Origin of the sequence: Chryseobacterium candidae, assembly GCF_004916905.1 — a bacterium.
Classification (GTDB): Bacteria; Bacteroidota; Bacteroidia; order Flavobacteriales; family Weeksellaceae; genus Chryseobacterium; species Chryseobacterium candidae.
This window is the reverse complement of sequence record NZ_SDLV01000058.1, coordinates 42,052-65,450: the sequence shown is the minus strand read 5'-3', so window position 1 is coordinate 65,450 and position 23,399 is coordinate 42,052. Positions and strand designations below refer to the sequence as shown.

The window sequence follows — 23,399 nt, the reverse complement described above, 5'->3', positions numbered from 1 at the left end:
TTAATGAATCAGTATAAATATTGGAAACAAGTTTTTGATTTTGTCTTGGCGGCAATATTGATCCTTTTTCTTATGCCTGTACTGATTATTTTATTTGTAATTGCAAGTTTGGACACCTCTTCCAATGGAATTTTTTTTCAGACCCGGATAGGGCAGTATGGAAAACCCTTTACCATTTTTAAAATTAAAACAATTCATGAGCAGAAAAGAACATGTTCAAAAGTAGGGCAGACTCTCAGAAAATTTAAGCTTGATGAATTTCCGCAACTGTTTAATATTTTAAAAGGGGATATGAGTTTTGTAGGTCCCAGACCTGATATTGAAGGCTATTACGATAAACTTGTCGGAGAAGACAGGAAAGTTCTGGAACTCAAACCAGGGCTTACCTGCGAAGCAAGCATTAAGTACAGAGACGAAGAATACCTTCTGAACAACCAGGAAGATCCTTTAGCTTATAATGATAAAGTATTGTTTCCGAACAAAGTAAAAATGAATCTGGACTATTTTGAAAATATGTCTTTCAAAAACGATACAAAGATCTTGTTTAAAACATTAATAACCACATTGAAATAGAGTTTTTGACTATTATGAAAATTAAAGAAACCCCGCTTAAAGACTGCTACATCATAGAGCCTACTATATTTGAAGATGAAAGAGGCTACTTCTTTGAAAAATTCAACGAAAAAAAATTCGAAGAACTTACCGGAATGAACGGACACTTTGTGCAGGATAATATTTCCAAATCTTCCTATGGAGTATTGAGAGGACTGCATCTTCAGAAAGGAGAACATGCTCAGGCAAAACTGGTTTCCTGCCTTGAAGGAAGCGTTTGGGATGTGGCTGTAGACCTTAGAGAAGATTCTCCCACATTCGGAAAGTGGTTCGGAGTAGAACTTACTGCTGAAAATAAATTACAGCTTTATGTACCGAGAGGGTTCGGACACGGTTTTTCTGTACTGAGTACCCACGCTGTATTTTCTTATAAATGTGACAATTTCTATAACAAAGAATCAGAAGGCAGTGTGAAATTCAATGATCCGGATCTTAATATCGACTGGAAGATAGAGGAAAAAGATGCCGTACTTTCAGAAAAAGACCAGAATGCCCCTGGATTTAAAGAAAAAAACTTTTAAAGTATATCCCTGAAAACCACTTTTATAAAGTGGTTTTCATTTTTTAATCTTAACTCTCCAATATTTTGTATCTTTGCAGACTCAAAATCAAAACGATGCGTACAAAATCTGTAGGGAAGAAGAAAATCAATGTGGTCACTCTTGGATGTTCCAAGAATGTATATGATTCTGAAGTATTAATGAGCCAGCTGAAAGCCAATGGCAAAGAAGTGGTTCACGAAGACCGTGGGGACATCGTGGTCATCAATACCTGCGGATTTATTGATAATGCCAAAGAAGAATCTATCAATACCATCCTTGATTATGTTGATGCCAAAAACAGAGGCGAGGTTGAGAAAGTATTTGTTACAGGATGTTTATCTGAAAGATATAAACCGGATTTGATAAAAGAGATTCCTGATGTAGACCAATATTTCGGAACCAGAGACCTTCCGGTACTTTTAAAGCATCTTGGAGCAGATTATAAACATGAACTGGTAGGAGAAAGATTAACAACAACTCCAAAACATTACGCATATCTTAAAATTTCTGAGGGTTGCGACAGACCATGCTCTTTCTGTGCTATCCCGCTGATGAGAGGAGGCCATATTTCAACTCCAATCGAAAAACTGGTTTTAGAAGCTCAGAAACTGGCAAAAAAGGGAACCAAAGAATTAATTCTTATCGCTCAGGATCTTACTTACTATGGGTTGGATCTTTATAAAAAAAGAGCATTGGGAGACCTCCTAAAAGAGTTGGTAAAAGTAGAAGGAGTAGAATGGATTCGTCTTCATTATGCTTTTCCAAGCGGTTTCCCTGAAGATGTTCTTGATATTATCCGCGAAGAGCCTAAGATCTGTAATTATATAGATATTCCTCTTCAGCACATCAATTCAGATTTGCTGAAGTCTATGAAGAGAGGAACTACCCATGAGAAAACAAATGCCCTTTTAGGAAAATTCAGAGAGAAAGTTCCTGATATGGCAATCAGAACAACACTGATTGTCGGGTATCCGGGTGAAACAGAAGAAAGATTTCAGGAGCTTAAAGAATGGGTAAGAGAGCAGAAGTTTGACAGATTAGGCTGCTTTACATATTCTCACGAAGAAAATACCACCGCTTATGTGTTGGAAGATGATATTCCACAGGAAGTAAAAGAGGCAAGAGTAGAAGAAATTATGGAATTGCAGTCTCAGATTTCATGGGAAAAAAATCAGGAAAAAATCGGTAAAGTATTCAGATGTATTTTCGACCGTAAAGAAGGGAATTATTTCATCGGAAGAACAGAGTATGATTCACCGGATGTAGATAATACTGTTTTGGTTTCAGCTGAAAATACTTATATTTCCATTGGTGAATTTGCGGATGTTAAAATTACCTCTGCCGAAGAATTCGATTTATACGGAGATTTGGTTTAGCTAAATGCTTATTAATCAAACGAAAATATCATGTTTAAAATTAAATTATTAATTATAATTAATATAGAATTTTTTCAGTAGCATATTTTTAAATGGCTGATATTCAATGTTTTGCAATTTTGCTTAATCTAGGTTTTTTAATTTTTCTTTTATAGAGTATATAAATTCAAAAATTATGTCTTAAATTTGCGAAAGAAACGATATTTTTAAATGATGTGTTTTTCAATTAGTTAATATTAAAAGTAGCTAAAACTTAATTGAAATAATTATCAGATTGTTTTAGATTTGATCTGATATTCACAAGTTGAGATACATATTCTTTTTTCGAAAATATTGATGAAAAAAATGTAATTAAAAATCTTTAAAAACTTATGAAAAAAATTTTATTAACAGCAATTATGCTTGTTGGCCTTTCGGCCGTTTCTAAGGCTCAACAGGGGCGAGTGGGGATTAACACAACCACACCTGCCGCAACATTAGACGTAGTAGCCAATACTACAGACAATACAAGACCTGATGCCTTATTAGTCCCTCGTTTATCTAGAGCAGAACTAGAAAATAAGAACGCAGCTTATGCTGATGGTAATGCTACTGCTGCAAGCGCTCAGAATGGAGCTTTAGTTTTTGTAACTGGACTTGGAGGTACTGGTGTAGGTAAAACTGTAAATGTTACAGCTCCTGGATTCTACTATTATGATGGAACAAATGGTAATAATGTCTGGAGAGGAATTGGCGGAGGTGGAACAGTAAACCCATCAGCTAACGTTAGAACTTCTACTACAGGGAATGATTTTACTGCGGCAGATTTAAATGGATATGTATTCCTTACAGGTAATTCTGCAGACCTTACTGCTTTTCCAGCCACTGCGAGTAATAAAGGAAAAACTATAACCCTTGTTAGAATAGGTACTCAAAATATCTCAATTGCTGGAATTAGTCCTACTTCTGTAAACGCTATTCAAGTAGCTGGTAGAGGTATTGCATTTGTATCTGATGGTACCAATTGGCAATCTTTCTCAGCTCAATAATATTATCCTTATTAAACTTTTACACATATAAGTCATGAATAAAAAATTTTTACTAATAGTTGCCTCTGCATTAGCAATATCACAATATTCTAAAGCTCAATTAAGAACTAATGGATTTGCTAGTGGAAATATTCAGGGGCAATCAGCATTTATGGATGCATCGGGTGCTACCAATGGTTTCAGTGATGATGCTAACACTAAAGATGGAAAAGGTTTGGTTTTTCCCAGAACTAATCTAACTAATTTTACATTTGCATCAACAACGGGCGATGAGGATAACTTTCCTACTGCTTATGATGGTATGATTGTTTATAATACAGGAACTGGTAATACTCCAGCTACAGGGTCAGGGATCGGAACTCAAGCTGTTACACCAGGATTTTACTATTTCTCTAATCCAACTGCAGGACCTACTTCTGGTAACTTTTCTGCAACAACAGGAAGATGGGTTCCACTTAGTGCTTCACCAAAAGTAACCATTGGAACGACAGAAACAACAACCAATACCCTTATCAATACTCCAACAGGAGATAAGCAACTTTATGCAATCAAAGGAACTTTTACAGCAAATGGAACTTCTACAGCTGTTAATATTCCTTCTCCTACAGGAATGACTGCAATGTATGGAATCACTATCTATAAAGCAGGTACAAACGTTGTTTACGATAGAAGTTTATATTCTTATACAATTGCTACAACTGCCGGTAATGCAATTACTGGTTCTCCTAGCATGTCTGTAGTATATCCGAATGGAACATATGATTATGTCTTGGAATATTTAAAATAAGAATTTTAATTACATAATAAAAACCAATGAGAGATCATTGGTTTTTTGCTTTTATAGATACAATGTTAACCATTTTTTATTCTTGATACGGAGATTATTAAAATAATGATCAGACTTTAAATTTTAACAGAATATATAGACGTTAAAATTTTGATCCATAAATATTGTTTTATAAGGTTGAACAGGCTGTGTTACCTGTTTTCTTCAAAGGCAGATTTTATGACTTTACATTTATTAGTATAAATTTTTAAACTTGGATCTTAACATTACGCGTTTTGTAAGTTCTTGATTTTGAATTGATTTTGAATTTTAAATTTTTAAATTATGCAATAATTAGTTAATTATGTTAACTTTTAAAGCTTTTTTTTAACGTTTTTTAACAATGTAGTCTGAAAGCCCTATTCATAGTATATGACAAAGGTCGTTAACGTTTATTTAAGGTTTTATTAACTGTCTTTAACATATTGAGTAGTTTTTTATAAAGATTCCTGATACTTTTGTCCCGTCAAAACCAATAAAAGTTCAAAATGATGAAAAGATTCATTCTCGTAATCATAATGATGATTTCAACCCTAGGTGTTTACTCATTTACAAGTAATACCTCAGATGCGAAAAAAACAAGTTATGCATCGTACTACCACGATAGATTTAACGGTAGAAAAACCGCCAGCGGAGAAATCTTTGATAACTCAAAGTTTACTGCAGCAAACAGAACGCTTCCATTTGGAACAAACGTTAAGGTAACTAACCTTAGAAATGGTAAAGAGGTTATAGTGAGAATTAATGACCGAGGCCCTTATGGTGGCCCTTCATCAAGAGCATTAGACATGTCTAAAGCTGCGTTCGATGAGATTGGAGATATCAATCATGGTACTATCCCAGTCGAATATGAAATTGTCGATTAATCTTATGATTTAAATTAAAAAAAAGCCAGCTGATTCAGCTGGCTTTTTGTATGGATGAATGTCCTGTTGATTATACATCCAATTCCAGTAATGCAGGACAATGGTCAGAATGTACAGCTTCCTTTAAAATAACGGCCCTTGTGAGCTTATCTTTTAAACTATAGGAAGTGAAGTTATAATCTAGTCTCCAGCCTTTATTTCTTTCCCTTGAATTTTGTCGGTAGCTCCACCACGTATAATGATCCGGTTCATTATTAAAGAATCTGAAGCTGTCAATCAGTTCACACTCATTGATGAAGTTGGTCATCCACTCTCTTTCCATAGGAAGAAAACCGGAAACATTCTTTAAGCCAACAGGGTTGTGAATATCGATAGCTTCATGGCAGATATTAAAGTCACCTGATATAATGAGGTTAGGAATTTCTTTTTTTAAATTCTTGATATACTCAAGGAAGTCATGGCAAAACTGCATTTTAAAATCCAGCCTCTCAATATTAGATGCAGAAGGAACATAGACTGAAATAGCAGAAAATCCGTCAAAATCTGCCCGGATGATTCTTCCTTCATTATCATAGCTTTCGATACCACAACCATACTCTACATGATTAGGTTTTATTTTTGAAGCAATTCCGACCCCGCTGTAGCCTTTTCTTACTGCAGAATGCCAATAACTGTGATACCCTAATTTTTCAAGGCTTTCGATATCTATCTGATCATTTCCGGCCTTGCTTTCCTGAATACAGATGATATCCGGATCGGCAGTTTTAAGCCAGCCCAGGAAATCTTTTGTAAAAGCAGCTCTGATGCCGTTGACATTATAAGTGATTAATTTCATAAACAAAATAAATTTTTTCAAATGTAGGGAAATAAAAAAGCCGGTTTTGAATTTCAAGGCCGGCTTTTATATGTTGAATGAGTAATCTTAATTTTTAAAAACTGTTTTACCGTCTTTTGTCAGTTCTATTTGCTCGCCTTTTCCTCTCAGCTCATAATGATCATTCTTATACCATATTCCTGATGCAGGCTTTTGCCCCTGTAGTTCAATTGTTTCATTATTGAAAATTACTGTAGCTGTATTTTGGGTGTTATTGAAAGTCATGTCCAATGTTTTTCCACTGCTGTCCTTCGAAGTACTTTTTACAATTTCATCCTGAGTTCCTGGAACAGCTGCTGAATCAGAAGGCTTAGAAGCAATACTGTCTGCAGTAGTGGATGTGGAATCTGCTGCTTTCTTTTCTTTATTACATGAAGTTAAAAATAATGTTGCGAATGCTGCTGTAATAAAAATGTGCTTTTTCATAAGATTATATTTATTTAAGGTTGCCTTCTGAAATGCAAAATGAGTGCCTTAAAAAAGAGGCGGAAAAAATCATTCGATTTTTTCCGCCTTTAACCCAAAATTAAATAAACTATGAAAAAAACTACTTGGGTTCTAATAAGCTGATAGGAATGATACATTCTTCCAGTGAAATTCCTCCATGCTGATAAGTTTCTTTATAGTAATTTACAAAATGATTGTAATTTTTAGGATAAGCCAGGAATATATTGTTTTTAGCAAAAATATATTTCGAACTCAGGTTTCCTTTGGGAAGGAAAAGTTTTTCCGGATTGGTAATGGCCCATACATCACTGTCATCGTACGTTAAGCTTTTACCGGTTTTATATCTGATATTGGTAGATGTTTCTCTGTCTCCCACCACTTTACTTGGTTTTTTAACGTATACGGTTCCGTGATCTGTGGTGATAACCAGCTTATAGCCATTTTCTGCAGCCGCTTTAATGATCTTCAATAAAGAAGAATTTTCAAACCAGTTGAAGGTAAGAGAACGGAAAGTCTTATCATCACGGATCAGCTGATCTACTATGTGATTGTCTGTTTTCGCGTGTGACAGGATATCAATAAAGTTGTATACAATGACCAGGAGGTCATTATTTTTATGCTGATTGAAATCATCGTAGATCTTTCTTTCAAAATCAGCATTCAGTACTTTAAGATACTTCATCGATTTTGATGCAAGACCAATTCTTTTCATTTGGTCTTCCAGGAAATCACGTTCAAATTCATTTTTATTTCCTTCTTCATTATCATTGAACCATTTATCCGGAAAACGTTTTTCAATCTCGGATGGCATTAATCCCGCAAAGAAAGAGTTTCTTGCATACTGTGTTGCCGTAGGAAGAATACTATAGTAATAATCTTCCGATATTTTATTGTAATATTTTGTAAATAAAGGTTCAATTACTTTCCACTGGTCATAACGAAGGTTGTCTACCATCAGTAAAAGAACTTTCTCTTTTTCTACTTCAGGTTTCACTTTTTCCTTGAAAAGTGTATGGCTCATCATGGGTTTATCCGAATCTGTAAGCCAGTTTTCATAATTTTTCTCAATGAATTTAGCAAACTGAATATTTGCTTCTTCTTTCTGAGACTGCAGAAGATCTGCAAACTCATTGTCTGCTACCTTATCAAATTTGATTTCCCAGCTAAGGATCTTTTTATAATACTCAGCCCATTCCTGATACGTTCTCAGGTAAGAAAGCTCCATCGAAAGGTTTCTGAATTCCTGCTGGTATTGTAAAATTGTTTTTTGTTCAACCAGATTATCCTCCTGAAGGTTTTTCTTTAGGGAAAGTAATATCTGATTAGGGTTTACTGGCTTTAATATATAGTCGGCAATCTGGGAACCGATAGCCTCTTCCATAATATGTTCTTCTTCGCTTTTGGTAACCATGACAATTTTTAAGGCATTATCTTTTTCCTTAATCATAGGAATAGCCTCCAGGCCGGAAATACCCGGCATATTTTCATCAATTAGCGTTAAAGCAAATTTTTCTGAATCCATAAGCTCCAAAGCCTCGTTCACATTATTTACAGGGGTTACCTGGTAACCCTTTTTTTCTAAAAATACGATATGAGGTTTAAGTAAATCTATTTCATCATCAATCCATAATATCTTTTCTGACATAATTTATTTTTTACATGGTTATAGTATCAAAATGTTGACCAATTCCTTTTAAAATCTCACAAAATCGAAAGATTAAAAGTTAAATATTAGTTAAATGAAAATACGGTAAAATAATTCACATTTTCTATTCATTTAATCAGTGGTTTTTATATACTCTAAAGCCTTTTCCAGCACTTCATCTTTTCCGTTTTTTATTCCTTCTATACTTGGTTTTATCAGGATATCAGGAATAATTCCGATTCTTTGGGTCTCTCTGCCATCAGGATAATAAGCACCAAGACCTGTAAACCTCGTATTAAGATCAGCAATTTTAAAAACAATAACATCTCCGTTGGCTCCCGAAGTATTACTCCCGATAATTTTCGCCTTAGGATGCTGTTTGAGCATCATTGCTGTAGTTTCGGCCTGGCTTTGGGTATTCTCATCTACTAAAACGATGACATTTCCTTTATAGTATTCAGGATTTTTTCTGCCGGTGACATTTTCTCTGCTGTAGAATTTGCCGGGATAGCTGGTATCAGGAAAAGTAAACTGATAATAAACCGAGAGGTTAGGAAGAAGAAGGTGACTTAATGGAATGATCGTTTGTCTGGGATAATTCCTAAGATCAAAAATAATGGATTTGGCAGATTTTAAACTGCTGTACATTTCATCGAGATCTTCCTTTTCTGTAATTCCCATATTCACGTACCCGATTTTCTTTTCATTATCCATAAACTTCCATTTTTTCAGAACCGGAATTTTTTCATGAATAATATCCTTAGTAAGGTATGTTCTGGTTTTTATTTCCAGGTTTTGACCTTCTCTTTCAATCTTTACGGAAATAGAATCATTGTTGCTGAAGAGAAGCTTTTCTTTTATTTTGCTGACTTTACCCCATGAGTTGGAAGCGGGTACATATTTTCCCAAACTGTTGATCACTTGCGGAATAGTTTTTCCCTCAATATCATAAATGACATCTCCCGGATGCAGAGGACTTTTATGTCTGGATCGAGTGGTATTAATTTTTGTAATCACTAATTTCCCCTCAGCATAGGAATATTCTACCGGGATTTTTCGCTGACCATACAAATTAAGTTGAATTTCTTTTGACGAAATATAGGCGTGTGAGTCATCCGTTTTAGTGACCAGCTCTGCCAATGCCAAATGAAAATTTTCATCATTATCAATCATTAGAAATTTTGGGATCATTTCTGTAAGGACATCATTCCAGTTCTGATCGGTTTCGTATTTATAGGGAAAGAAATATTCTACGTAATTCCAGTATCTGAATAACTCCAGTAAACTATTCCTTTTAGAAGTAAATTTAGAACCATAGGATTTTTCATTCCTGAAATATATTTTTCTTCCACTTTTTCCAATATAGTGATTGTCTTCAAGATTCCTGTTATTTTCAATATAGCGGAGGCTTTGAGATACATCATCTGAGAAAATTTGCGAATTATCTATCCAGCGCAGATCAAAATTTTTAAGGAAATACACTTTCTGATCTTTAACTGAACATTCTTTGCAGCGCGGGACTTCTCCGAGGCTTTCAATCCATTCGGAATACAAATTATTGAGAGATTCCTTATCGTTAATATTTTCAAGTTCATTGATCTTTTGAAAAAGCTCCTTGTCCCAGTTCAGATTCCCTTTGGCTACATGAGGGTGGTAATATTTTAAAAATCCCCAAACTCTGCACAGAGATTCCAACTTCTGAGTCTCAGTGATCATTTGTGCGGAAAAATTTAAACTTAAGAGTAATAAAAGAAAAAGAGAATGTTTTCTCATTAAAGGTTGTAGCGTTTTCTCTCAAAGATAATCCTTTAATATAACAGACGCAAAAGGTTTTCAAAAAATATTGAATTGAAAAAAAATATCCGGAAGAAAATTTCTACAATTGATATGATGATGTTTTTGATGAGAATATTGGGTAGATCAACGGCTTATGCCAATATTTTAATAGTAATTTAATGAAAGGCTAAACTTTAAAATGCCTAACTTTGTTTACTAATACTGACGTTTCAATGCAGAATAAGCTAAAAATCATCAACGATCCCGTTCACGGATTTATAAAAATACCACACGAAATTTTATTTGATATCATTGAGCATCCCTACTTTCAGAGATTAAGAAGAATCGGGCAGACCGGGCTTTTGAACCTGATATTTCCAGGGGCTACCCATACAAGGTTTCACCATGCTCTTGGAGCAATGCATCTGATGTTTACCGCGCTGGAAACATTGAAGCAGAAAGGAGTGAAAATTTCTGAGGAAGAAGAAAAAGGAGCGATGCTGGCCATTCTGATGCATGATATTGGTCATGGTCCGTTTTCACATGCGCTGGAAAGTATGCTGATGGATGACTGGCATCATGAAAACCTTTCTTTATTATTGATGAATAAACTAAATGAAGAATTTGAAGGTCAGCTTTCAATGGCTATTGAAATGTTCCAGGGGAAATATCACAGAAAATTTTTCAATCAACTGATCTCTTCCCAATTGGATGTTGACCGTTTGGACTATCTTAAAAGAGACAGCTTTTTTACAGGAGTGTCTGAAGGAAATATTAATACGCAGAGAATTATTTCTATGATGAATGTCTGTGAAGAAGGCGAACTGGTAATTGATGCAAAAGGGATTTATTCCATTGAAAATTTCCTTACGGCCAGAATGTTTATGTACTGGCAGGTATATTATCATAAAACTTCAGCTTTGGCAGAGTTTCTTTTGGTGAAAATCCTTGAAAGAGCAAAGTATCTGATTTCTCAGGGAGCAAAACTTCCCGCAACGGATAATCTGCAATATTTCTTATACCGTGAAAAGAGTGCTGCAACGGATGAAGATATAGAGCGATTTACAAAACTTGATGACAATGATGTGATCCAGGCAATGAAAGAATGGCAGAATTCGGATGACTTTGTTTTGTCGTATTGGTGTCAATGTGTAATTCAGAGAAATCTGCCTAAAACCATTATTTCATCACATCCATTTGACCAGGAAATAATTAAAGAAAAAATAAAAAAGAGCAATGAACTTTTCGGAATTGATAATGGTAATGAATTGGTTCATGAAATTAAAAGAAGATTACTGCCTTATCATGCAGAGAAACAACCCATCTATTTACTGCATAAAAATGGCAGGAGAACAAGGCTGCATGAGTCGGAAGATCAGCTTTTATCAGGGTTGATTGTAAATAAAACAACCCGCTATATCCTTATGTTTCCAAGAGATATCTCCATACTGGACTCTTAAAGAATATTAAAATTTACGATCTGAAACTAAAACATGTTTGCAAATTATAGAATTTCTTATCTTTGCAGAATATGGAATTTACAGCTTCGCAAATTGCAAGTTTTATTGACGGAAAAATAATAGGTGACGAGAACGCACTTATTACGGGAGTTTCACCAATTGAAAATGGGGAATCAGGACATCTTTCTTTTATAGCACAAGATCGGTTTTCTCATTTTTTGGACAGCTCAAAATGCTCTGTTATCATCGTTTCGGAAAAACTTCTGGAGAAAAATCATTATAACCCTACCTTAATCGTTGTAAAGGATGCCTATCTTTCTTTTCAGATTCTGATGAATTTATATCAGGAAATGCAGGGAAGAAAAGAAGGTATTGAGAATGGTTCATCTATTCATGACTCAGCGGTCATAGGTGATAAAGCCTATATCGGAGCATTTACTTATGTTTCCGAGAAAGCTAAGATAGGGGAAGGATCACAGATCTATCCACATGTATATATAGGAAAAGGAGTGAAAATTGGTAAAAACTGTAAGATAGACAGTGGTGCCAGAATTTACGACTACTGTATTGTTGGGGATAACTGTGTAATTCATTCCAATACCGTAATCGGAGGTGATGGTTTTGGTTTCCAGCCAACAGCTGAAGGCTTCAAAAAAATACCACAGCTTGGAAATGTAATTATTGAAGACGATGTAGAAATTGGTTCAAATTGCAGTATTGACAGAGCTACCATTGGCTCTACTGTCATCGGAAAAGGAACCAAAATTGACAATTTGATTCAGATTGCCCACAATGTGAAAATTGGTCAGAACAACGTAATTGCTGCACAAGCAGGAATTGCTGGTTCTACAACTATCGGTGACTGGAACCAGATTGGTGGCCAGGTAGGCGTTGTAGGACATATCAAAATAGGAAATCAGGTGAAAATTCAGGCTCAGAGTGGCGTGAATTCCAGTGTTAATGACAGAGAAACATTGTATGGTTCACCCGCAATCAGTTACAATGACTATTTAAGGAGTTATGTTCATTTCAGGAACTTACCTGGAATAGTAAACAGAATAAATAATCTTGAGAATAACTCAAAAGATAATACTAATGAGTGATATGCAAAAAACACTTCAGCAAGAGGTAACTCTTTCTGGAATTGGCCTTCATACGGGTAAAGAAGTAAAACTGACCATTAAACCTGCTAAAGAAAATACAGGTTTTGTATTTGTAAGAACAGACTTGGAGGGACATCCTCAGGTAGAAGCTGATGTAAATTATGTTGTAGCAACTGAAAGAGGAACTACATTAGAAAAATTAGGCGTAAAAATTACCACTTGCGAACATCTTTTGGCTGCCCTTGTTGGCTGCGATATTGATAATGCAATTTTAGAAATGGATGCCTCTGAACCTCCTATTTTGGATGGATCCTCAAAATACTTTGTGGAAGCAATCGAAAGTGTTGGAGTAGCAGAACAAACCATTGCAAGAGAATATCTTGTGGTAAAAGAAGTTCTTACGTACAGTGATCCGGCTACAGGTTCGGAAATCACCATCATTCCTTCAGATACTTACGAAGTTACTACTATGGTAGATTTTGGGACTAAAGTATTAGGTACTCAGAATGCTACTCTTAAAAATATTTCAGAATTTAAAGACGAAATCTCATCAGCAAGAACATTCAGCTTCCTGCATGAATTGGAAATGCTTTTAGATCATGGTTTGATCAAAGGTGGAGATATTTCCAATGCAATTGTATATGTAGATAAAGATCTTACTCCTGAAACAACAGAAAAATTAAAGAAAGCCTTTGGAAAAGATAATGTATCCATCAGACCAAACGGTATTCTTGATAATCTTAATTTAAACTATCCTAACGAAGCAGCGAGACACAAATTACTGGATGTAATTGGTGACCTTGCTCTGGCAGGAGTAAAAATAAAAGGTAAAGTTATAGCCAACAAACCGGGACACTATGTGAATACCCAGTTTGCAAAAAAACTAAACCGCCAGTGGAAATTGCAGAAAAAGAAAAACGTTCCGGATTTTGACCTGACAAAAGAACCAGTATTCGATATCAACGGAATTATGAAGCTTATGCCTCACAGACCTCCGTTCTTATTGATTGATAAGGTTCTTGAACTTTCAGACTCTCACGTTGTAGGTTTGAAAAATGTAACAATGAACGAACCTTTCTTCGTGGGACACTTCCCTAAAGAACCTGTAATGCCTGGAGTTCTTCAGGTAGAAGCATTAGCACAGACAGGAGGAATTCTTGTATTGGCAAGCGTTCCGGATCCTGAAAACTATTCTACTTATTTCATCAAAATTGATAAGGTGAAATTCAAGAGAAAAGTAATTCCAGGAGATACACTTATATTCAAAATTGAATTGATTGAGCCTATCAGAAGAGGAATTGTGCATATGCAGGGGTATGGATATGTAGGAGATGCAGTAGCAGTAGAAGCAGAGCTTATGGCTCAAGTCGCAAAAAATAAAGTTGATTAAATGATTCATCAATTAGCAGCCGTTGATAAACGTGCGAAAATCAGCAAAAATGTAATCGTAGAACCTTTCACTACCATTGCAGGGGATGTAGAAATAGGAGAAGGAACATGGATTGGTCCTAATGTAACCATTATGGATGGCGCAAGAATAGGAAAAAACTGTAGGATTTTTCCCGGTACCGTAATATCTGCAATTCCTCAGGATCTGAAATTTGATGGTGAAGATACCCAGGTAATTATCGGTGATGACACAACAATCAGAGAGTGTGTTACCGTAAACAGAGGGACAAAGGCTTTGGGATATACTAAAATAGGAGCGAACTGCCTTATTATGGCTACTTCGCATATTGCCCATGATTGCGTTATTGGAGATCACGTTATCATTGTAAACGGTTGTGGTATTGCGGGACATGTGGAAATTGGTGATTATACCGTAATGGGAGGTCTGTCAGCAGTTCACCAATTTGGTAAAATCGGAAAACATGTCATGATTTCCGGAGGTACTCTGGTAAGAAAAGATATTCCGCCTTACGTAAAAGTAGCAAGAGAGCCTATGTCTTATGCTGGTATTAATTCTGTGGGTTTAAGAAGAAGAGGATTTACGAATGAAAAGATCTTTGAAATCCAGAAAATCTACAGAGCCATCTTCCAGATGAAAATGAACGTTTCCCAGGCTATTTCCCATATTGAAAAAGAAATGCTTCCAACGGCTGAAAGAGATGAAATCTTACAGTTTATTCAAAACTCACCAAGAGGTATCGTAAAAGGGTACGGAACCGGTAAAGAGAGTAATTAAGAGAAATGCTAAAAAGCAAATTTGCAAATCTGCCTGTTTGCTTGCCAGCCAATACAATTTAAGTAAAAAAAGATAATATATATTAATGGCAACAAGTAACGATATCAGAAAAGGTCTTTGCATCGAGTATAGCAACGATATTTTTAAAGTAATCGAGTTTCTTCATGTAAAACCAGGAAAAGGACCTGCTTTCGTAAGAACAAAATTAAAATCTGTGACTAACGGTAAAGTAATTGATAATACTTTCTCTGCAGGACACAAAATTGATGAAGTAAAAGTAATCACCAGAAAATTCCAGTATCTGTATGATGATGAAAACGGATTCCACTTCATGAACAATGATGACTTTTCTCAGCTATACATCAATAAAGAAATGATTGAGAACTCTCAGTTTATGAAAGCTGGTGAAGAAGTAACCATCATTTTGAAAGAGGCTGATGAAACTCCACTTTCTGCTGAACTTCCACAATCAGTATACCTTGATGTTATCGAAGCTGATCCGGGTGTAAAAGGAAACACGGCAACCAATGCCCTTAAAAACGCAATCGTTGAAACAGGAGCAAGAGTAATGGTTCCTTTGTTCATTGAACCGGGAGACAGAATTAAAGTAAGCACTGAAGACGGCAGCTACTTAGAAAGAGTAAAAGAATAAATAAAATTTACATAAATTCGGTTTGCATCAGCACTCCGAATTTTGTTTTATAAGAAAATCTATTGTTATGAGATTCCATTCTCCGCAAAAGCTTAAAACGATTGCAGATTTAATAGGCTCAGCATTTGTAGGGCCGGAAGATTTTGAAGTATTGGGCACCAATGAAATTCACATGGTAAAACCAGGTGATATCGTATTTGTGAATCACCCTAAATATTATGACAAAGCATTAAACTCTGCAGCCACTATTATTTTAATTGATAAAGAAGTAGACTGTCCGGAAGGCAAGGCACTTTTGGTTTCTGATGATCCTTTCAGAGACTTTAATAAAATCAATACCCATTTTACCAGAATCTATAATTTCACGGAAGAACTTCACGACGTGGAAATAGGAGAGGGTACAAAGATTCACTCTTCAGCAGTGATAGGAAATAATGTGAAAATCGGGAAAAATACCCTTATCTTCCCTAATGTTGTAATCGGTGACCGTACGGAAATTGGTGATAACGTCATTATCCAGTCCAATACAGTGTTAGGAGGTGATGCATTTTATTACAGAAAATTAAATGGAAATTTTGATCGTCTGATTTCTGTGGGAAATGTTATCATTGAAAACAATGTGGAGATCGGTAACGGCTGTACCATTGACAGGGGCGTTACAGACTCTACCATCATTGGAGAAGGTTCCGTTTTGGATAACCAGATTCAGATCGGACATGATACCGTTATCGGGAAAAAATGTCTGATTGCTTCTCAGGTAGGAATTGCGGGATGTTGTATCATTGGAGATGAGGTGACATTATGGGGACAGGTAGGAATTGCTTCCGGTAACAAAATAGAGTCAGGATCAGTACTTTTAGGAAAAACAGGGGTGAACAGAGATCTTGAAAAAGGAACCTATATCGGGATGTTTGCAGAAGATTTTAAAACTTATCTGAAAAAAGAAGTAAAACTGAGAAATCTCAAATAAACAATTCCAAAGGTTTTATCCAAAATCAAAGAAATTTAAGTAAATTTGTGAGCATTAATAAAATAATAAATAAATTAAAACAACAATAAAATGTCAATTTTAGTAAACAAAGATTCTAAAGTAATTGTACAAGGATTTACAGGGAACGAAGGAACTTTCCACGCTGGTCAGATGATTGAATACGGAACAAACGTAGTAGGTGGTGTTACTCCAGGAAAAGGAGGCAGCGAGCACCTAGGAAAACCGGTATTTAATACAGTAGCTGACGCGGTTGAAAAAGCAGGAGCTAACGTAAGTATCATTTTCGTACCACCGGCATTCGCAGCAGACGCTATCATGGAAGCTGCTGAAGCAGGAATCAAAGTAATTGTATGTATTACTGAAGGTATTCCTGTAGCTGATATGGTAAAAGTAAAATCTTATATCGCGGACAGAGACTGCAGATTAATCGGACCAAACTGCCCTGGAATCATTACTTCTGAAGAAGCTAAAATTGGTATTATGCCAGGTTTCGTTTTCAAAAAAGGAAAAGTAGGGATCGTTTCAAAATCAGGAACACTTACATACGAAGCTGCTGACCAGGTAGTAAGAGCAGGTTACGGTATCTCTACTGCAATCGGTATCGGTGGTGACCCAATCATTGGAACAACTACAAGAGAAGCTTTGGAGCTATTTATCAACGACCCTGAAACTGAAGCTGTTGTAATGATCGGTGAAATTGGTGGAGGTCTTGAAGCTGAAGCTGCAAGATGGTACAAAGCAAGCGGATCTACTAAACCGGTTGTAGGTTTCATCGCTGGACAAACTGCTCCAAAAGGAAGAACAATGGGACACGCAGGTGCTATCGTAGGTGGTGCTGAAGATACAGCTCAGGCTAAAATGGAAATCATGAGAGAAAACGGTATCAACGTTGTTGATTCTCCTGCTGATATTGGTGCTACAGTAGCTAAGATTCTAGGATAATATAAAACCCACAACATATGAAAAAACTTTTATTAGCCTCTGCTTTAATGCTCTCTGCTTTATCATTCGCACAAGTGCAGTGGAAAAGTACAAGATTTGGAGTAACAGGAGGTTTAAACTACTCCAGAGTATCGAACGCTCACAATCCTTCAGGCCCAAGATACACTTTCCAGGCTGGAGCATTGGCATTGATTCCCGTAGGAAATGCAAATCAATTCTTTATCCAGCCTGAAGTTCTGTACTATGGTGCAGGAGAAACAGGAAAAGATAAAGATGCTAAAGGTGCAAGCGGTTATGACGCTTTATATGCTAATAACTACCTGAGTGTGCCTCTTTACTTCAAAGGATATTTTTCTGAAGCAGAATCAGAATTCTTTGGATTAATAGGACCTAGATTTAACTTCTTGCTGAGCCAGAACGTTAAAGATGCTCCTGTAAGCAGACCTTATTATGATCCGGATGTTACTGATCCTAACCAGCCGGCAGGCGTTAATGGTAAGGCGAAGAGCTTTAACTGGGGACTTGGACTGGGTGTAGGATATAGCTACAAAAGACAACTTGAAGTAGCCGTAAAATATGACTTAGGTCTTGGTGATACTTACCCTGGTCTTAAAAAAGAAACTAAGGGTACTGATAAGAAAAAATCAGAACAGGTCATTGCACTTACTTTAAGCTATATATTCAAATAGAATATTTCAGAATATAAAAAATCCCGGAAATTCAATTTTTTCCGGGATTTTTTTATTACAAACCTTAAGAGAATAAATGTATTGATCAATTGGCCTTTTTACTTCTTACCCCTTAATCCACTTCCAAAGCTCTTTTAACGTAGCTTTATTCCCATACATCAAAATCCCTACACGGTAGATTTTTCCGGCAAGGAAGATCATAAAAATAGTGGTTGCCAGCAATAATGTAATAGACAATGCAATCTGCCATGCAGGAACCCCGAACGGAATTCTGGCAATCATGGCAACCGGTGAAGTAAACGGGATGATGGATAACCAGAAACCTAAAGGACCTTCCGGATTGTTCATCAATGTAAAACTCCCATACATTCCTAATGTTAATGGTAAAATAGCAAATAAAGTAAACTGCTGTGTCTCAGTTTCGTTATCCACTGCAGAACCAATAGCTGCATAAATAGAACTATAGAAAATATATCCTAAAAGGAAAAATACGATGAATACAAAGATGATTAGTGGGAAGTTCAACTCCAGCAAACTATGTGAAATCTGAGTCGCAAGTTGTCCCATATCCAGTTTACTTGCAATCTCTTCATTTCCACCCGGAATATTCTTCTGAAGAGGAGAAAAGCCTGTATTGAGTACCAATGCACCTATAACAGACATGGTAATCCAGATCAAAAACTGGGTCAGTGCAACCATGGTTACTCCCAGGATCTTACCCATCATCAGTTCAAAAGGTTTTACAGACGAAATAATGATCTCTACAACACGGTTATTTTTCTCTTCAAGCACACTTCGCATTACCCTTACCCCATAAATAATGATGAACATAAAAGTAACATACATCAGTACCATACTTAATCCGGATTTCACCCCAAAAGCAAGATCAGAATCCTCTTTATTGTTATCTGAAACATTAATGGTTTTTAAAGTAAAGTTTTTATCAAGATCATTTAATTGAGTTTCCTGAATACCCAGTTGCTTTATTTTTTCTTTTCGGACAACATTGCTGATATCAGATACAATTTGTTGTTTGGTATCAAACCCTATCTTACTGTTGATAATCAGTCGGGTTTCCTTTTCAAGGCCATCAAAATTCTGATTTTTCAATTCAGGAAGAATCAGGATGCCGTCCAGAGATTCATTTCCTTTTAAATTGTTAATCTTGGACTTTTCATCCGCTGCAGAAACAAAAACGTAGTTTAATTTATCATTAGATTTAAGCTGATTGGTAAACAATCCGCTTTTATCAACCACTTCTATGATACTGTGTGACTCATTCGCTTTAAACATTAATCCTACAACTGCTCCGAAAGCAATAATCAAGACAGGGGCAAGAAGGGTTAATATGATGAAAGACTTTTTCTTAACCTGGGTAAGAAACTCTCTCTTGGTAATTAAAAAAATATTATTCATAAAATTAAGAATGGTTACTTACAGCATTAATAAACACTTCATTCATACTGGGAATTCTTTCGTCGAATGATCTTACTTTACCTACCTGTACAAGATCCAGAAGAACTTTATTCTGGCTCTCTTCATTTTTCAGGTCAAAAGAAACAAGATTATTTTCATTGGATAGGTTGAAGATCTCATGTTTGTTTCTGAAATTTTCAAACTGATCACTGTTTACCTCAGAAAGCGTAATCCCAAAAATATTTTTCTTGAATTTTTCCCTTACATCAAAAACCCTTCCGTCAATAATTTTCTTTGAATTGTTAATCAAAGCAACATAATCACACATTTCTTCCACACTTTCCATTCTGTGGGTAGAAAGAATGATGGTTGTTCCGTTATTTTTAAGGTCGATGATCTGATCTTTGATTAAATTGGCATTCACAGGATCAAAACCTGAAAACGGCTCATCAAGAATTAAAAGATGAGGTCTGTGAAGAACGGTTACCACAAACTGTATTTTTTGTGCCATTCCCTTAGAAAGTTCGGAAAGCTTTTTCTTCCACCATTGATCGATGTTCAGTTTTTCAAACCATTTTTTAGCTTCGTTCAAAGCATCACTTTTGCTCATTCCCTTCAGTTCTCCGAAATAGAGGATCTGGTCACCAACAGTCATGTTTTTGTACAGTCCTCTTTCTTCAGGCATATAGCCAATATCTTTAATATGGTCTGGGTTCAGTTTTTTACCATTGATATGGATTTCTCCAGAATCTGCCTGAGTAATTTGGTTAATGATACGGATGAAAGAAGTTTTTCCGGCTCCGTTGGGACCTAAAAGGCCATAGATACTGCCTTTTGGAACATGGATGCTAAAATCATCCAGGGCGACCTTTTTTCCGGCATTATAGGTCTTTTTAATATGTTCAGCTTTTAGCATTAAATTGTTCTTTTTTACTATTAGTATGAAAAAGTCCCGAAAGTTACGGAAATATTAAAACAGATTTAATGTAAAAGAAAAAATCCTGATGATTATCAGGATTTTAATTTATTGTTTCACGATTTGAGTAACTTTCTGCGTGTTGTCACTTAAAATATATCGGATCATATATTTTCCGGGCTTTAATTTTTCAATATTAATCTCTCCGGAGTTCATATTCACCGTATAATTGGCGACCTGCATACCCAAAATTGAATAAAAAGTCACGGTTTTGATTCTTAAAGAAGAATCTTTTGCCTTAATAATAAGGAAATCCTTTGCAGGATTTGGATAGGCAAGCAATACACCATCATCCGCCTTTTGAGTGGTGGAAGCCGGCTCTCTCAGCTGAGCTTTTAAATTGTTGGAAAACCCAACAAAAGTGCCTGCAAATAGAAATAAAAGTAAAAGTTTTTTCATCAAATTTATAATTTCTCGAATATATGTAACAAATGTAACAAATTCTACAATTTCATACAATAGTTTATTGTAGAACTTATATTAAATTTGTAGAAACTTATTCAAAAAGTATTCCAAAAATGATACATTCAAGAAATAGAAGACTTAGAGTTAATGAATCTATCAGAAGTCTGGTAAGAGAAAATGTGCTTACAACTGATGATTTTGTAATGCCGATCTTCGTAATGGAGGGCGAAAACAAGCAGGAGGCAATCCCGTCTATGCCGGGAATTTTTAGGCGGAGTATAGATTTAACAGTGAAGGAATGTAAGGAATTATTTTCTTTGGGAGTGAAAGCGGTCAATTTGTACATGAAAGTGTCAGAACATCTGAAAGACAATACAGGAAAAGAAGCCTGGAACAAAGACGGCTTGATGCAGAACACCATCAAAGCAATTAAAGATGCCGTTCCGGGAATGATTGTAATGCCGGATGTAGCCTTAGATCCTTATTCAATATACGGACACGACGGAATCATTGAAAACGGAAAAGTTTTAAATGACGCTACCAATGAAGCACTGGCAAGAATGTCAGTATCGCATGCAGAAGCAGGAGCAGATCTTGTGGCACCAAGTGATATGATGGATGGCAGAGTAATGGTTATCCGTGAAGCATTGGAAGAAAACGGATTTACAGATGTAGGAATTGTTAGCTATGCTGCCAAATATGCAAGTTCTTTCTATGGACCTTTCAGAAGTGCATTAGATAGCGCACCAAAAGATGATATGGAAATTCCGAAAGATAAAAAAACGTATCAGATGGATTTTCACAACACCCGTGAAGCCATGAATGAAGTATTTAAAGATATTGATGAAGGAGCAGACGTAATCATGATTAAACCGGGTCTTCCTTATCTGGATATCGTTTCCAAAGTACGTGAAGCTATTGATCTTCCCATCGCAGTATACAATGTAAGTGGAGAATATGCCATGGTAAAAGCTGCTGCTCAAAACGGCTGGCTGGATAATGATAAAACGATCCTTGAAAGCTTAACATGTTTCAAAAGAGCAGGAGCAGATATGATCTTTACTTATTTTGCAAAAGAAGCGGCTATTTTATTGAATAAATAAGATTGCGTGTATTAAAATAAAATTCCGGCTGCTCTTTTCAGAACAGCCGGAATTTTTATGATGATATTTATAATTCTTATAACCAGCCTTTTTTTCCATACACATACGTATCATCGAATTGTTTATCACTCATAAAAAGATATAAAATACCTTCGATAAAAGGAATAACAGAGGCAGCACCAAAAGTAACAACATTCAGCACCAATTGAATGATTCCCTCTTTTGTATAACCCAGATAAAATTTATTTAAAGCCAGCCATCCCACAAGAATTCCCAATATAGCGGCAGGGATTTTCTTTTCTGAACGGTAAGGAACATTGCTTTGCTGGTTTTGCATATTTTCTGTTTTTGTATACCCGTAATTTTCCATTGCTTACTATTTATAATTGTTTGATATATTTACTATAAGTAGATGAAATTGAAGAAAAGTTACAATGGTTTGGAAATGAATAAGTTTGCATTTAACCTAAACAAGTTGATATTAACCTATAAGTGAAGTTTATATTTTTGATATATTTGCCCTATGATTTTACGAGGAGAAAACTTAATCAAGGAATACGGTCCTAAAAAAGTTGTAAAAGGCGTTTCTGTACAGGTTCAACAGGGAGAAATTGTTGGTTTGCTGGGTCCGAACGGAGCAGGAAAAACCACATCGTTTTATATGATTGTAGGGTTGGTTAAGCCTACTTCAGGAAAAATTTTTCTGGACAAGCAGGAGATTACTACCGATGCCATGTACAGACGTGCTCAAAAAGGAATCGGGTATCTGGCTCAGGAAGCTTCGGTTTTCAGAAAACTGTCTGTAGAGGAAAATATTATGGGCGTATTACAGCTGACCAAGCTTTCAAAACGTGAACAGCAGATCAAATGTGATGAACTGATTGAAGAGTTTTCTTTACAGCACGTTCGTAAAAACAGAGGAGATCTTCTTTCCGGGGGAGAAAGACGTAGAACAGAAATTGCACGCTGTCTTGCCACAAGCCCGAACTTCATTCTTCTGGATGAGCCTTTCGCAGGGGTAGACCCGATTGCTGTAGAAGATATTCAGAAAATCGTAAGAAGTCTTGTTGATAAAAATATCGGAATTCTGATTACCGACCACAACGTACAGCAAACCCTGGCGATTACGAACAAAACCTATATTATGTTTGAAGGAAAGATCCTGAAAGAAGGACTTCCGGAAGATCTTGCAAACGATCCGCAGGTAAGAGAAGCCTATCTGGGTGAAAACTTCGTGTATCAAAGTATTTTAGATAAACCTAAAAAGAAGAAATACGCTTATAATATCTGGGCTGGTAACTTTGATTCCAAAGCACAGCTGCAGGCATTTGTCAATGAAAATTTCAGTCAGTTTGATGATCTTAGATTATTACATGGCTTTGAAGAGGTCAGCTTTGCTACCTTAGCAAATTCTGAAATTGAGCATATTTTTAATGAGGTAGTGGATAAGAATGCCAACAACTCATTTGTTTTGCAGAAAAAGGA

23 protein-coding genes and 1 pseudogene are annotated in these 23,399 nt (G+C 35.9%); 16 read left to right on the top strand and 8 right to left on the bottom strand.

Going from position 1 to position 23,399, the window contains the following annotated elements; all coding sequences use genetic code 11:
* The first annotated feature begins 3 nt into the window (after window positions 1–3).
* The 6 genes from EK417_RS20120 (at window position 4) to EK417_RS20095 (ending at window position 5,250) form a co-directional block, all read left to right on the top strand.
* Window positions 4–573: a sugar transferase gene (locus tag EK417_RS20120; RefSeq protein WP_136523174.1), complete on the top strand. Its 570-nt coding sequence runs from the start codon at window positions 4–6 to the stop codon at window positions 571–573.
* A 14-nt stretch (window positions 574–587) separates the two neighbouring features.
* A complete protein-coding gene (rfbC, locus tag EK417_RS20115; protein WP_076596587.1) occupies window positions 588–1,133 on the top strand; it encodes a dTDP-4-dehydrorhamnose 3,5-epimerase in 546 nt (181 codons plus the stop codon).
* Between the two features lie 95 nt (window positions 1,134–1,228).
* Window positions 1,229–2,530: a 30S ribosomal protein S12 methylthiotransferase RimO gene (rimO, locus tag EK417_RS20110; RefSeq protein ID WP_076596586.1), complete on the top strand. Its 1,302-nt coding sequence runs from the start codon at window positions 1,229–1,231 to the stop codon at window positions 2,528–2,530.
* A gap of 398 nt (window positions 2,531–2,928) precedes the next feature.
* Window positions 2,929–3,558, top strand: coding sequence for a phage tail-like protein (locus EK417_RS20105; protein ID WP_136523173.1), 630 nt, complete (start codon window positions 2,929–2,931; stop codon window positions 3,556–3,558).
* A gap of 34 nt (window positions 3,559–3,592) precedes the next feature.
* Window positions 3,593–4,345: a hypothetical protein gene (locus EK417_RS20100; protein WP_181446086.1), complete on the top strand. Its 753-nt coding sequence runs from the start codon at window positions 3,593–3,595 to the stop codon at window positions 4,343–4,345.
* Window positions 4,346–4,872: 527 nt separating this feature from the next.
* The gene (locus tag EK417_RS20095; RefSeq protein ID WP_076596583.1) at window positions 4,873–5,250 is read left to right on the top strand and encodes a septal ring lytic transglycosylase RlpA family protein; all 378 of its coding nucleotides are present in this window, start codon (window positions 4,873–4,875) and stop codon (window positions 5,248–5,250) included.
* Between the two features lie 70 nt (window positions 5,251–5,320).
* Here EK417_RS20095 and EK417_RS20090 read toward each other — a convergent pair whose 3' ends face one another.
* The 4 genes from EK417_RS20090 to EK417_RS20075 form a co-directional block, all read right to left on the bottom strand.
* Window positions 5,321–6,085, bottom strand: coding sequence for an exodeoxyribonuclease III (locus EK417_RS20090; RefSeq protein ID WP_110367156.1), 765 nt, complete (start codon window positions 6,083–6,085; stop codon window positions 5,321–5,323).
* An 87-nt stretch (window positions 6,086–6,172) separates the two neighbouring features.
* A complete protein-coding gene (locus EK417_RS20085) occupies window positions 6,173–6,550 on the bottom strand; it encodes an MliC family protein (RefSeq protein WP_076596581.1) in 378 nt (125 codons plus the stop codon).
* Between the two features lie 121 nt (window positions 6,551–6,671).
* Complete coding sequence (porX, locus tag EK417_RS20080) at window positions 6,672–8,216, bottom strand: T9SS response regulator signal transducer PorX (RefSeq protein ID WP_136523172.1); 1,545 nt, start codon at window positions 8,214–8,216, stop codon at window positions 6,672–6,674.
* Between the two features lie 132 nt (window positions 8,217–8,348).
* On the bottom strand, window positions 8,349–9,932 hold the full coding sequence (locus tag EK417_RS20075) for a S41 family peptidase (RefSeq protein WP_168802048.1): 1,584 nt from the start codon (window positions 9,930–9,932) through the stop codon (window positions 8,349–8,351).
* 293 nt (window positions 9,933–10,225) lie between these two features.
* On the opposite strand from EK417_RS20075, the gene EK417_RS20070 reads away from it, so the two are divergent.
* From EK417_RS20070 to EK417_RS20035, 8 genes are all read left to right on the top strand, one after another.
* The gene (locus tag EK417_RS20070; protein WP_076596578.1) at window positions 10,226–11,452 is read left to right on the top strand and encodes an HD domain-containing protein; all 1,227 of its coding nucleotides are present in this window, start codon (window positions 10,226–10,228) and stop codon (window positions 11,450–11,452) included.
* Window positions 11,453–11,523: 71 nt separating this feature from the next.
* Complete coding sequence (gene lpxD, locus EK417_RS20065) at window positions 11,524–12,555, top strand: UDP-3-O-(3-hydroxymyristoyl)glucosamine N-acyltransferase (protein ID WP_076596577.1); 1,032 nt, start codon at window positions 11,524–11,526, stop codon at window positions 12,553–12,555.
* A complete protein-coding gene (locus EK417_RS20060) occupies window positions 12,548–13,945 on the top strand; it encodes a bifunctional UDP-3-O-[3-hydroxymyristoyl] N-acetylglucosamine deacetylase/3-hydroxyacyl-ACP dehydratase (protein WP_076596576.1) in 1,398 nt (465 codons plus the stop codon). Before lpxD ends, EK417_RS20060 begins: the two co-directional genes overlap by 8 nt.
* Window positions 13,946–14,740 carry an acyl-ACP--UDP-N-acetylglucosamine O-acyltransferase gene (gene lpxA, locus EK417_RS20055; RefSeq protein ID WP_076596575.1) on the top strand — a complete coding sequence of 265 codons (795 nt, stop codon included), beginning with the start codon at window positions 13,946–13,948 and terminating at the stop codon, window positions 14,738–14,740.
* 85 nt (window positions 14,741–14,825) lie between these two features.
* Window positions 14,826–15,392, top strand: coding sequence for an elongation factor P (efp, locus tag EK417_RS20050; protein ID WP_076596574.1), 567 nt, complete (start codon window positions 14,826–14,828; stop codon window positions 15,390–15,392).
* Window positions 15,393–15,459: 67 nt separating this feature from the next.
* Window positions 15,460–16,362, top strand: a complete 903-nt coding sequence (locus EK417_RS20045) for a UDP-3-O-(3-hydroxymyristoyl)glucosamine N-acyltransferase (RefSeq protein WP_076596573.1) — start codon at window positions 15,460–15,462, stop codon at window positions 16,360–16,362.
* Window positions 16,363–16,452: 90 nt separating this feature from the next.
* On the top strand, window positions 16,453–17,325 hold the full coding sequence (gene sucD, locus EK417_RS20040; protein WP_002977143.1) for a succinate--CoA ligase subunit alpha: 873 nt from the start codon (window positions 16,453–16,455) through the stop codon (window positions 17,323–17,325).
* Between the two features lie 17 nt (window positions 17,326–17,342).
* Complete coding sequence (locus EK417_RS20035) at window positions 17,343–18,014, top strand: porin family protein (protein WP_076596572.1); 672 nt, start codon at window positions 17,343–17,345, stop codon at window positions 18,012–18,014.
* Window positions 18,015–18,119: 105 nt separating this feature from the next.
* Here EK417_RS20035 and EK417_RS20030 read toward each other — a convergent pair whose 3' ends face one another.
* From EK417_RS20030 to EK417_RS20020, 3 genes are all read right to left on the bottom strand, one after another.
* Window positions 18,120–19,430 (bottom strand): ABC transporter permease, encoded by a 1,311-nt coding sequence (locus EK417_RS20030; protein ID WP_076596571.1) that lies wholly within the window; start codon window positions 19,428–19,430, stop codon window positions 18,120–18,122.
* Window positions 19,431–19,434: 4 nt separating this feature from the next.
* Entirely contained in the window at window positions 19,435–20,346 is a 912-nt protein-coding gene (locus tag EK417_RS20025; RefSeq protein WP_136523170.1) for an ABC transporter ATP-binding protein, read from the bottom strand.
* A 108-nt stretch (window positions 20,347–20,454) separates the two neighbouring features.
* On the bottom strand, window positions 20,455–20,805 hold the full coding sequence (locus EK417_RS20020) for a T9SS type A sorting domain-containing protein (RefSeq protein ID WP_076596569.1): 351 nt from the start codon (window positions 20,803–20,805) through the stop codon (window positions 20,455–20,457).
* A gap of 119 nt (window positions 20,806–20,924) precedes the next feature.
* Here EK417_RS20020 and hemB point away from each other — a divergent pair, with 119 nt between their 5' ends.
* Window positions 20,925–21,914, top strand: a complete 990-nt coding sequence (gene hemB, locus EK417_RS20015; protein ID WP_136523169.1) for a porphobilinogen synthase — start codon at window positions 20,925–20,927, stop codon at window positions 21,912–21,914.
* 76 nt (window positions 21,915–21,990) lie between these two features.
* Here hemB and EK417_RS20010 read toward each other — a convergent pair whose 3' ends face one another.
* Window positions 21,991–22,251, bottom strand: coding sequence for a TM2 domain-containing protein (locus tag EK417_RS20010; RefSeq protein WP_110367182.1), 261 nt, complete (start codon window positions 22,249–22,251; stop codon window positions 21,991–21,993).
* Window positions 22,252–22,437: 186 nt separating this feature from the next.
* Between EK417_RS20010 and lptB the strand changes: the two are divergent.
* A pseudogene (gene lptB, locus EK417_RS20005) lies at window positions 22,438–23,163 on the top strand (LPS export ABC transporter ATP-binding protein); the annotation flags it as partial.
* Window positions 23,164–23,399: the final 236 nt, after the last annotated feature.

Coding starts and splice junctions, on each gene's coding strand:
- EK417_RS20120 (WP_136523174.1), top strand. CDS start 4: ATGAATCAGTATAAATATTGGAAACAAGTTTTTGATTTTGTCTTGGCG.
- rfbC (WP_076596587.1), top strand. CDS start 588: ATGAAAATTAAAGAAACCCCGCTTAAAGACTGCTACATCATAGAGCCT.
- rimO (WP_076596586.1), top strand. CDS start 1,229: ATGCGTACAAAATCTGTAGGGAAGAAGAAAATCAATGTGGTCACTCTT.
- EK417_RS20105 (WP_136523173.1), top strand. CDS start 2,929: ATGCTTGTTGGCCTTTCGGCCGTTTCTAAGGCTCAACAGGGGCGAGTG.
- EK417_RS20100 (WP_181446086.1), top strand. CDS start 3,593: ATGAATAAAAAATTTTTACTAATAGTTGCCTCTGCATTAGCAATATCA.
- EK417_RS20095 (WP_076596583.1), top strand. CDS start 4,873: ATGATGAAAAGATTCATTCTCGTAATCATAATGATGATTTCAACCCTA.
- EK417_RS20090 (WP_110367156.1), bottom strand. CDS start 6,085: ATGAAATTAATCACTTATAATGTCAACGGCATCAGAGCTGCTTTTACA.
- EK417_RS20085 (WP_076596581.1), bottom strand. CDS start 6,550: ATGAAAAAGCACATTTTTATTACAGCAGCATTCGCAACATTATTTTTA.
- porX (WP_136523172.1), bottom strand. CDS start 8,216: ATGTCAGAAAAGATATTATGGATTGATGATGAAATAGATTTACTTAAA.
- EK417_RS20075 (WP_168802048.1), bottom strand. CDS start 9,932: ATGATCACTGAGACTCAGAAGTTGGAATCTCTGTGCAGAGTTTGGGGA.
- EK417_RS20070 (WP_076596578.1), top strand. CDS start 10,226: ATGCAGAATAAGCTAAAAATCATCAACGATCCCGTTCACGGATTTATA.
- lpxD (WP_076596577.1), top strand. CDS start 11,524: ATGGAATTTACAGCTTCGCAAATTGCAAGTTTTATTGACGGAAAAATA.
- EK417_RS20060 (WP_076596576.1), top strand. CDS start 12,548: ATGAGTGATATGCAAAAAACACTTCAGCAAGAGGTAACTCTTTCTGGA.
- lpxA (WP_076596575.1), top strand. CDS start 13,946: ATGATTCATCAATTAGCAGCCGTTGATAAACGTGCGAAAATCAGCAAA.
- efp (WP_076596574.1), top strand. CDS start 14,826: ATGGCAACAAGTAACGATATCAGAAAAGGTCTTTGCATCGAGTATAGC.
- EK417_RS20045 (WP_076596573.1), top strand. CDS start 15,460: ATGAGATTCCATTCTCCGCAAAAGCTTAAAACGATTGCAGATTTAATA.
- sucD (WP_002977143.1), top strand. CDS start 16,453: ATGTCAATTTTAGTAAACAAAGATTCTAAAGTAATTGTACAAGGATTT.
- EK417_RS20035 (WP_076596572.1), top strand. CDS start 17,343: ATGAAAAAACTTTTATTAGCCTCTGCTTTAATGCTCTCTGCTTTATCA.
- EK417_RS20030 (WP_076596571.1), bottom strand. CDS start 19,430: ATGAATAATATTTTTTTAATTACCAAGAGAGAGTTTCTTACCCAGGTT.
- EK417_RS20025 (WP_136523170.1), bottom strand. CDS start 20,346: ATGCTAAAAGCTGAACATATTAAAAAGACCTATAATGCCGGAAAAAAG.
- EK417_RS20020 (WP_076596569.1), bottom strand. CDS start 20,805: ATGAAAAAACTTTTACTTTTATTTCTATTTGCAGGCACTTTTGTTGGG.
- hemB (WP_136523169.1), top strand. CDS start 20,925: ATGATACATTCAAGAAATAGAAGACTTAGAGTTAATGAATCTATCAGA.
- EK417_RS20010 (WP_110367182.1), bottom strand. CDS start 22,251: ATGCAAAACCAGCAAAGCAATGTTCCTTACCGTTCAGAAAAGAAAATC.